The sequence below is a fragment of the Streptococcus sp. 477 genome (assembly GCF_013277295.1).
Classification (GTDB): Bacteria; Bacillota; Bacilli; order Lactobacillales; family Streptococcaceae; genus Streptococcus; species Streptococcus pseudopneumoniae.
In genome coordinates this window covers 1-8605 of the sequence record NZ_VMMQ01000080.1, presented here as the reverse complement: position 1 = coordinate 8605, position 8605 = coordinate 1, and the positions used below count along the sequence as shown (strand labels likewise).

General features: G+C 37.8%; 9 protein-coding genes and 1 pseudogene. 1 reads left to right on the top strand and 9 read right to left on the bottom strand.

The window, feature by feature from the left end:
- Nucleotides 1-340: 340 nt before the first annotated feature.
- Both HT691_RS09155 and HT691_RS09150 read right to left on the bottom strand, forming a co-directional pair.
- Entirely contained in the window at nucleotides 341-1423 is a 1083-nt protein-coding gene (locus tag HT691_RS09155; RefSeq protein ID WP_000868697.1) for an N-acetylmuramoyl-L-alanine amidase family protein, read from the bottom strand.
- Between the two features lie 12 nt (nucleotides 1424-1435).
- Nucleotides 1436-2674, bottom strand: coding sequence for a caspase family protein (locus HT691_RS09150; RefSeq protein WP_138700114.1), 1239 nt, complete (start codon nucleotides 2672-2674; stop codon nucleotides 1436-1438).
- A 92-nt stretch (nucleotides 2675-2766) separates the two neighbouring features.
- Here HT691_RS09150 and HT691_RS09145 point away from each other — a divergent pair, with 92 nt between their 5' ends.
- The gene (locus tag HT691_RS09145; protein WP_166736749.1) at nucleotides 2767-3621 is read left to right on the top strand and encodes an Rgg/GadR/MutR family transcriptional regulator; all 855 of its coding nucleotides are present in this window, start codon (nucleotides 2767-2769) and stop codon (nucleotides 3619-3621) included.
- Between the two features lie 124 nt (nucleotides 3622-3745).
- On the opposite strand, the pseudogene HT691_RS11405 reads toward HT691_RS09145, so the two are convergent.
- From HT691_RS11405 to HT691_RS09115, 7 genes and pseudogenes are all read right to left on the bottom strand, one after another.
- Nucleotides 3746-3957, bottom strand: a pseudogene (locus HT691_RS11405) (IS3 family transposase); the annotation flags it as partial.
- Nucleotides 3958-4045: 88 nt separating this feature from the next.
- Nucleotides 4046-4393, bottom strand: a complete 348-nt coding sequence (locus HT691_RS09140) for a type II toxin-antitoxin system RelE/ParE family toxin (protein WP_000395510.1) — start codon at nucleotides 4391-4393, stop codon at nucleotides 4046-4048.
- On the bottom strand, nucleotides 4383-4670 hold the full coding sequence (locus tag HT691_RS09135) for a type II toxin-antitoxin system RelB/DinJ family antitoxin (RefSeq protein WP_001101480.1): 288 nt from the start codon (nucleotides 4668-4670) through the stop codon (nucleotides 4383-4385). Before HT691_RS09135 ends, HT691_RS09140 begins: the two co-directional genes overlap by 11 nt.
- 163 nt (nucleotides 4671-4833) lie before the next feature.
- Nucleotides 4834-5445 (bottom strand): 30S ribosomal protein S4, encoded by a 612-nt coding sequence (gene rpsD / locus HT691_RS09130; RefSeq protein ID WP_000092760.1) that lies wholly within the window; start codon nucleotides 5443-5445, stop codon nucleotides 4834-4836.
- 194 nt (nucleotides 5446-5639) lie between these two features.
- On the bottom strand, nucleotides 5640-6692 hold the full coding sequence (locus HT691_RS09125; RefSeq protein ID WP_000769775.1) for a HAMP domain-containing sensor histidine kinase: 1053 nt from the start codon (nucleotides 6690-6692) through the stop codon (nucleotides 5640-5642).
- Nucleotides 6689-7387: a response regulator transcription factor gene (locus tag HT691_RS09120; RefSeq protein ID WP_138699933.1), complete on the bottom strand. Its 699-nt coding sequence runs from the start codon at nucleotides 7385-7387 to the stop codon at nucleotides 6689-6691. Before HT691_RS09120 ends, HT691_RS09125 begins: the two co-directional genes overlap by 4 nt.
- A 166-nt stretch (nucleotides 7388-7553) precedes the next feature.
- A partial coding sequence (locus tag HT691_RS09115; RefSeq protein ID WP_172925350.1) for a fibronectin-binding SSURE repeat-containing protein occupies nucleotides 7554-8605 on the bottom strand: 1052 nt, incomplete at its 5' end.

Below are 8605 nucleotides of genomic sequence, written 5' to 3'. Positions count from 1 at the left end.
AATGTTTGGAACGCTTTTTAAAAACTAAATGACTATAAAACTTTTTTCCCAGATTTTTGTTTACTACTAAAGTTCACAATGGGTCTAATTTTTAAAATACTCTTGTTTAATTTTTGTAAGCAGATTGTTAGTAAAAGAGAATAACCCTGCTAAATTTCTGATCTACTTTATTCTATAGTAAAATGAAATAAAAATAGGACAAATCAATCAGGACAATCAAATCAATTTCTAGTAATGTTTTAGAAGTCCAGATGTACTATTCTAGTTTCAATCTATTATATATTATTCACTGACTAAAAAAGAAAACCTACCTTCTCAGTAGATTTTCTCTGTTTAAAATTTATTTCCAAGCGCCACTGGCATCTACATAGTAACCATCAGGTGTATAGGTGTTGTGAAGCATCTTACCAGTTGAAGCAAGGTAGTACCAAGATCCACTATCTTTTACCCATCCTGTTACCATAGAACCTGAGTTGTTTAGATAATACCAAGATCCACTATCTTTGATCCAACCTGTCGCCATAGAACCTGAGTCCTTTAGGTAATACCAAGAGTTATTATCATATAGCCAATTGCTAGCAATCATAGCTCCTGATGATTTAAAGGCATACCAGTTGCCACCCTGATAGAGCCAAGTTTGATTGAACATGACTCCTTTATCATTCATAAAGTACCAAGTTCCCTTGTCCTTAACCCAAGCATTTTTAACTAATTGACCTTGTTTTTGATAGTACCACTTTTCACTGTAATTCTTTTTTAGCCAGCTTTCTGCTTTTAGAATCGGATAAAGTATTTTGAAGGCTCCTCCCCCTCTGTAGGAATGACTGATAACTCCTGGTTTTTGAAGTTTCAATTCTACATAGTCGTCTTCCCAAGCAAACACTTTTTGACCATTGAGAGTCTCTGGTAAGGTAGCAGTGTAGGTCTTAGTTTGATAGTCCCATTTTGCATCAAGGTAGGTGTGTTGATCATTTGATTCGTCAATACGGAAGTAACCACTCTTTCCGCCATCATTATATACATCATCTACTACTTTAGTGGACCAGGTCTTTACTTCATTTCCGCTCTTGGCTTCTACCTTGATATCTCCTCTATAGCCATAAGGTACATAGAAATTCAGGTAACGCCCCTCTGTACCGACCATAGATTTGTCCTTTTCTTGACCTAGGAAATTGATAGTCTGATCTTGACCATTGAGACTAACCGTCCACTCGATTTTCTCAGTTTTTGGCAAATCCAAGACTTTGATATCCACTTCATGGCCATTGTTAAATCGAAGAATTTTGCCATCTTGATACTTAACCCCACCCTTAATAACCCATTCTTCTTCCAACTCAAAGGCTTGACCTGAATGAGGGAAAGCTAATAAAGCTAGACCTGCTAGAGATAAACCAAATAGTGTGATTTTTTTTGATACTTTCATTTTCTTAACTCCTTATTTTTGGAATAAAACAAATTGACTGTTTTTAGGATAAACTGATACATGTTGCTCTTCGTGAATTTGTGATGCAGCTTCAAGGACTAGAGGATAAGAGTATTGATACAGTTCCTCTAAAGTAATTTTTCCGTTAGTATTGGTGTCTGCCATAGGCGAAATCATTCTATTTTGAAGTGAATCCCAACCTGTACCCATTGCCCAGTATCTGGTGGCAAGACTACCTACTCCGACTACACTATACGATTCTTCGCCTTTCCAAGAGGCACATAGTACGAGGAATTTAGAATCAAGCATTTCACCATTCTTGCTTGCTACATCTCCTGTTGAAAATCCTGCCAAAAATGCTTGTTCATCAAATTTTTCTTCAGACTTGGAGGCAACCTTTTTGTCTGACTTACCTACATCTATAATTGTTCCTGAATAGCAACAATCCAGCATAACCACAAACTTACCTTTATATTGTTTCAGTATAGATGCCAATTCCCAGCCTGAAAATGTCTGACCATCGCTACCAAGATAGATTCTTCCGTCTCTTCCTCCATGACAAGTAAGGTAAAGATAGTTCACATCGCTTTCGATAGAAGATTTGAAAAGCTCTTGCGTTTTTGCAATAATCTCGGACTTAGTTTTATCTGGGAAACGAACAACTTTACTAAAGTTTTGGTTACTAAAAACCTTTTCCATAGCATTAACGTCTTCGATAGGTACTGCTCTCGTTGATGTTTCACCAAGAACTAAAGCACGGCGATTAATCGTTTGTCTTGCTCCACTACTAGCAAAGAAATAAGTATCATCTCCAATATTGTGCCAACCTGTCTGCATAGCACCGCTGGCAGCCAAATAATATTGTTTTCCTTCGATAGTCTGTAGGCCAGTTTGCATGACACCGCTAGTATTTAAATAGTACCAACTACCAGAAATCAAACACCATCCTGTTTTCATAGCACCACTAGTATCTAGATAATACCAATTTCCATATTCATTAAACCAACCTGTTTTCATCCAACCTTCACTATCAAAATAGTACCAGGTTTCATTGATCTTTTCCCACCCGTTTTTAGTGTAAGAACCGTCAGAGTGTTTATACCACCAACGGCTATTCGATTGAATCCAACTGCCATTAGAGTGACTATAAGACTTGGGAGAGATAGATTCTTGAGCAGAAACTGGACTATTTACTGGTAGTGTTGCCACTAGGCTCAGTAAAGCAACTGATGACAATAAAATTTTTTTCATAATCATATTGTCCTTTCTGTTTTATTTTTGTATAATCATATCACAAATAAAAAAACAGGTTTTATTTTTTGCAGAAATGGAAGAGGAATACTATGGAAAATTTTGGAGCAGTTTTAAAGGATATCCGTATTTCAAAAAATTTTCGTCTTAAAGATTTGTCTTGTGATAAGATTAGTGAGTCAACTATTTCTCGTTTCGAAAATGGGATTACAAAATTATCTATTGATCATTTTTACATATTGTTAAATCGCCTGGGGATATCATTTTCGGAATTTGAAGAATTAGTTCATTGCTATTATTCCAAAAAAGAATGCTTTTTTGAAGAATTAGAACATGCTGTAAACTCTTCAGATATCATTTTGTTACAAGAACTAATAAAGAAAATAGAGCTAAAACAAAAGCAGGAAAGAAGTTTATGCAATTTTCACATAAAATTGATTGCTGAACAACAGATTAATCGCCTTGTAAATCTTCCTTATAATACATCTAAATGCAATGAGATAATAAAGTATTTGCTTTCGGTAGATACTTGGATGGAGTATGAACTGAAAATTTTTTATAATTCGGTGTTTTTTATGAACACTAAAACCATAAGCTTATTATATAGAGCGGTAATCAAGAAAACACGACATTTTTTAAAAACAGATATGGGAACACATAGAGTAATTCCTTTATATTTATTTAATTTAGAATTATTATTAAAAAATAATTTGTTAAATAACGCTCAATTTTTTATAGATGATTTAGAAAATTTACTGACCAGACAAGGATATTATTTTGAAAAGAATTATTTACTCTTCCTAAAAGGTATTTATCTTATAAAAACTAATCAAATAAAGTTAGGTAAAAAAGAATGTTCTAAAGCTATGAGAATATTTAAGGAATATAATGATAGTGATACAATAAATGAATTAAACCAGAAATTTAAGCTAGATCTAACAATTTAATTGTTAAATGATATTGTTTAGAGATATAATTCCTAAAAAATTAGACAAATAATTTATCTATAAGATTTGGTTCTGTATTACACTGAGCTAAGTCTTTCTTAGTTTTAATACATTTGTTATTATATAGGCTTTTATTGATTATTTCTTGTTTTAATTCAGGGGAATAGTAACGATTCTTCCCATTTTTAACACTCTCTATTCCATAACGATCAATTCATCTTGTCACATACCTTAGCCCGAAACATCTACACAAAATCTTTTTGAAAGCTGATTAAAGATTTGTACTTGCTTTCTAAGTTCATAGATCTGAACCTTAACCTCATTTGTCAATCCCATAATAAAAATAAGGACATTCCAATTGAACTGCACCCCAAAAGTTAGACAGAAAAAATCTAACTTTTGGGGTGCAGTTCATATATAGGCGCTATTTTTTCTTGAACAAGCGGATGTAGTCCTGTTTGCTATGAATAATATCTGATACAAAGACAGCTTTTCTGTCCTCTAAAATATGATAGAATGCTAGGTAATCTCCTAAAATGATGCATCGAGTTTTGTGGGGTGGGTATATAATCCCTCCTACTCTTTCGTCAGCATCAAATCCTGCTTCTGGGAAGACTTCAAGACGCTCCAAACCATAAAGAACATTCTTAACTGTGTTTGCTCCTGCCTGTTCTGAAAAGTAGTTAGCTGAGATATAATCTTTAATACCTCTTAGCTGTTCTTGTACCGTTTCGGAGATAATGATGCTATATGCCTTCTCGTTAAATTCCAAGGTTAGCCCTCACTTCATCAAGACTGTAAGTTCTTCCATGTTCTAAATCCTCAAAGCTACGAGCAATTTCAGCACGCAACCTTGATAGAAGTTCTTCTCTTTCTTTATCTACTTGAGTTTCAAATGGCAAGGCTTTATTTTCTACAATGTGTTCTAAAAACAAGTTAAAACTGGCTGTCATATCAAGATTTTGCGCTGTGATAATAGCTTTAGCTTTCTCTAACAAGTCTCTGTTAGTCTTAAAATTTACCTGTGTGTTTTTTTCTAAAACATTCATGGTAGCACCTCCTTTAGACTATTATATCACTTTGGACTATATCGGTCTAGTTATGTCTCAACGATTATAGCTGGATACTAAGAGAAATCAAAAAAGCACTCTAGGATAGAGGCCTAAAGTGCTTAGTTTCAAGGCTTTACAGCCTATCATATTTAATAAAATATTACAACATCTTGTTGTAGAATTCAACGACAAGTGCTTCGTTGATTTCTGGGTTGATTTCGTCGCGTTCTGGCAAGCGAGTCAATGAACCTTCCAATTTTTCAGCGTCGAATGATACGAATGCTGGACGTCCAAGAGTAGCTTCTACTGCTTCAAGGATTGCTGGAACTTTCAATGATTTTTCACGAACTGAGATCACTTGACCTGGAGTTACGCGGTATGATGGGATATCAACGCGTTTCCCGTCAACAAGGATGTGACCGTGGTTTACGAACTGACGAGCTTGACGACGAGTAGTCGCAAGACCAAGACGGTAAACAACGTTATCCAAACGACGTTCCAAAAGAAGCATAAAGTTGAAACCTAGGATCCCGCCTTTGATTTTTGTAGCTTGTACGAACAAGTTACGGAATTGTTTTTCACCTACACCGTAAGTGAAACGAAGTTTTTGTTTTTCAGCCAATTGCAAACCGTATTCTGACAATTTAGAACGGTTGTTTGGTCCGTGTTGTCCTGGTACGTAGTTACGACGTGCCAATTCTTTACCTGTACCTGTAAGTGAAAGGCCAAGGCGACGAGATTGTTTCCAAGATGGTCCTGTATAACGTGACATGTGAATGTCCTCCTGATATAAATAATATTTCGGTGGAAATAGTCACTTAGAAAGCCCTGATTCGTGCAGATGCCCTTCGCCTAAACAGCCAAGGTTACTTATCATAAGACACCTGTTGACGAGCTTCATGCTTTCCTGCTGATATTTCACACAAAATCTATTTTACCATGAATAGCTGGATTTGTAAAGGGGTTTTAGGCTTTATTTTCACTACCAGAGAGATTGAGAAGGAGGGTAAAGGTACTTCCTAGACCGTACTGGCTGCTGACTGTGATTTCCCCACCCAATTGATGAGCCAATTCACGCGCAATCGCAAGACCAAGACCATGCCCACCTGTTTTCATGTTACGCGAAGTTTCGACACGATAAAGGCGTTTGAAAATATTCTCCAAATCCTCTGGGGCAATGCCCTGCCCCTCATCGGTCACACTGATTGAAAGCTGGTTCTTCTCCAGCTTAGCCACCACTTCCAGCTTGGTTCCTGGAGCAGAGTATTTAAAAGCGTTATTGAGCAGATTCACCAAGATACGAGAAAGCTTAGCATAATCTCCTTCAGTCCGGGCAGACTCTGGGATTACCTGCAAGTGGACATCTCTTCTCTCCTGCTCAATCAAAAACTGAAATTCACTCATGCACTCAATCAAGAGCTGATCCAGAAAAATGCTGTCTTTGCTGGTCGTTTCCACCTGATTTCTAGCTGTGTTTAGGGTCAAAAAATTCAACTCCTCAACCAGTTTATTGAGTCTTTCCGTCTGGCGTCCAATGGTTGCTAGATAATGGTCCTGTTCTCCTTCCTTGATAACCCCATCCAAAATCCCTTCTACCGTCGCTTGGATTGAAGTGATAGGAGTCTTGATATCATGCGACAACTGGGCAATCATCAAGCCCTTTTCTCGTTCGCTTTCTTCCAAGGAATCAAAGCTTGCCTGCAAATCATGGGACATTTCATTAAAAGCTTGGCCTAATTGTTGAAATTCTAAAGGGCCTTGAACCTCCAAATTTGAAGGAAAATCCTTGTCCGCTACCCGCCTGGCATGCTCCTTGAGTTTGCCCAACGACGTAAAGACCGGCGATAGGAGAAAGAGACTAATCCCAGCACCGACAAGGCTGGCAACGATGGTCATCCCAAGCAAAAAGTAAATCTCGCCTTTCGCAATCAGCATTTTTTGAACAGCCCAAAAAACAACCAAAATGGTTAAGAGGGTTGAAATAATATATCCAACCAAAATATAACTTTTTAGTTTCATGTTTGTCCTCTCGGTTTCTCTATCTTATATCCCAACCCCCAAACTGTCTTAATAGTGGGCGTTTGGTCACTACTATATTTTGCCAACTCCTGTCGAAGAGCATGGATATGCACATTCAAGGTATTGGTGTCATCCACATAGTCGTCTTGCCAGACTTTTTCATAGAGGTCTGTCTTGGAGAAAACTCTCTCTGGATTGCTAGCTAAAATCCACAGCAATTCAAATGATTTAACAGTTAAATCCAGCATTTCTTCTCCTATTTGAACTTCATGGCTACTATGATTCATTTTTAGATTGCCAAGGGAAATCAGCTCTGTTTCGCCCCCACGATGAAGGCGGCGCAAAATATTGTGGACCCGCAAAACCAGCTCACGAGGGCTAAAGGGCTTAGCAATAAAATCATCTGCTCCCAAGCTCAGGCCGTAAATCTTGTCCTGTTCACTGGTCTTAGCAGTAATAAATAGGAAAGGTTGCTCTGGTGATAAGTATTGAACCTCACTGATTAAATCATAACCATCCATCCGAGGCATCATGACATCTGTGATAATCAAATCAATCGGTTTTTTCTTGAACAGCTCTAGCGCTTCCAGTCCATCATGGGCTACCAAGACCTGATAACCTGCCTGAATTAAGTATCTCTGATGAATATCGGTGATTTCTACCTCGTCGTCAACGAGTAAAATTGTCTTTCCCATCTGTCTCTCCTTTGATAAAAACAGTGCTATACTGCTTTAAGTATAACACTATTTTTATTGTTTTACGATGATTTTAATCTGCTATTGAAAGAAAGTCCTGATTGCTGATTGAGTTGGTAAACTAGCCTTAGTCAGCCCACTATCCATCATTTATTTCCTTAGCTGATTAGTTTTCTTCTTTTTTGTTTTTCAAACCTAGACCACCGAGTAAACCTACAAGCGCAAGCCCAAGGAAACCAATACTTGCCATTGATGTTTGAGCTTCACCAGTATTTGGTAGCATAGCTTTATCATCTGACATCATCTTGTCTGACATCATCTTGTCTGACATCATCGTATCAGACATCTTGTTAGCAGAAGCAGCCATATTTTCACCTGCCATCGTATTGGTAGAGCTTGTCATGGTGTCAGCAGGCATGCTATCTGTAGTACTTGGAGCTGGAGTCTCAGTCTTCATACCTGATTTTTCCATTTGGTCATTTGCTGGCATTGCTTTATCAGTCTCTTTGGCTGGTGCCATCATGTCCTTATGGTCAGCAGCTGTTTGATGAGTCGCACCTGTAGCAGGATTGTGATTCATCGGAGTCACGCCAGAACCAGAGTTAGAAGATGAGAATGAAGCATTTGCTGTGTCTGATGTTTCTTTAACATTTATCTTAATAGTAACTTTTTTAGCTGCTACGACATTTGTCAAATCTGCTTTACCATCTTTGTTGCCATAGACATTGACTGTAGCGCTGTAGGTTTTAGTGCCGTTTGCTCGGAACTGGTCAATGAGTTCTTGTTTTTCTTTGCCAGCCACGTTTCCGTCCAAGGCTACTTGATAGAAGCATTGCCCTTTGGTCTTCACGTTTTCGCCTAGTGGAGATAGGGCTGGGTTTTTAGCGTCGCCGTTATCTGACCATGGAGCCTTGTCAGATGCCTTAAGCAAGAGACGAGTCAACATGCCATCACCTGCGAAGAGTTCGTATGGAATCACATGGTTAACACCAGCTGTGAATGGACCGTCACCCTTGGCTTGTTCTAGGTAGGCTGCTGGAACATCGATACTGTCTTTAACGTTGTCTGCAACGGCTTTTTGAACTGTTTCTTTAGAAATTAAACCGTTTATGTTAATAGTGACTTGTTTAGTTGCTACGACATTTGTCAAATCTGCTTTACCATCTTTGTTACCATAGACATTGACTGTAGCGCTGTAGGTTTTAGTGCCGTTTGCTC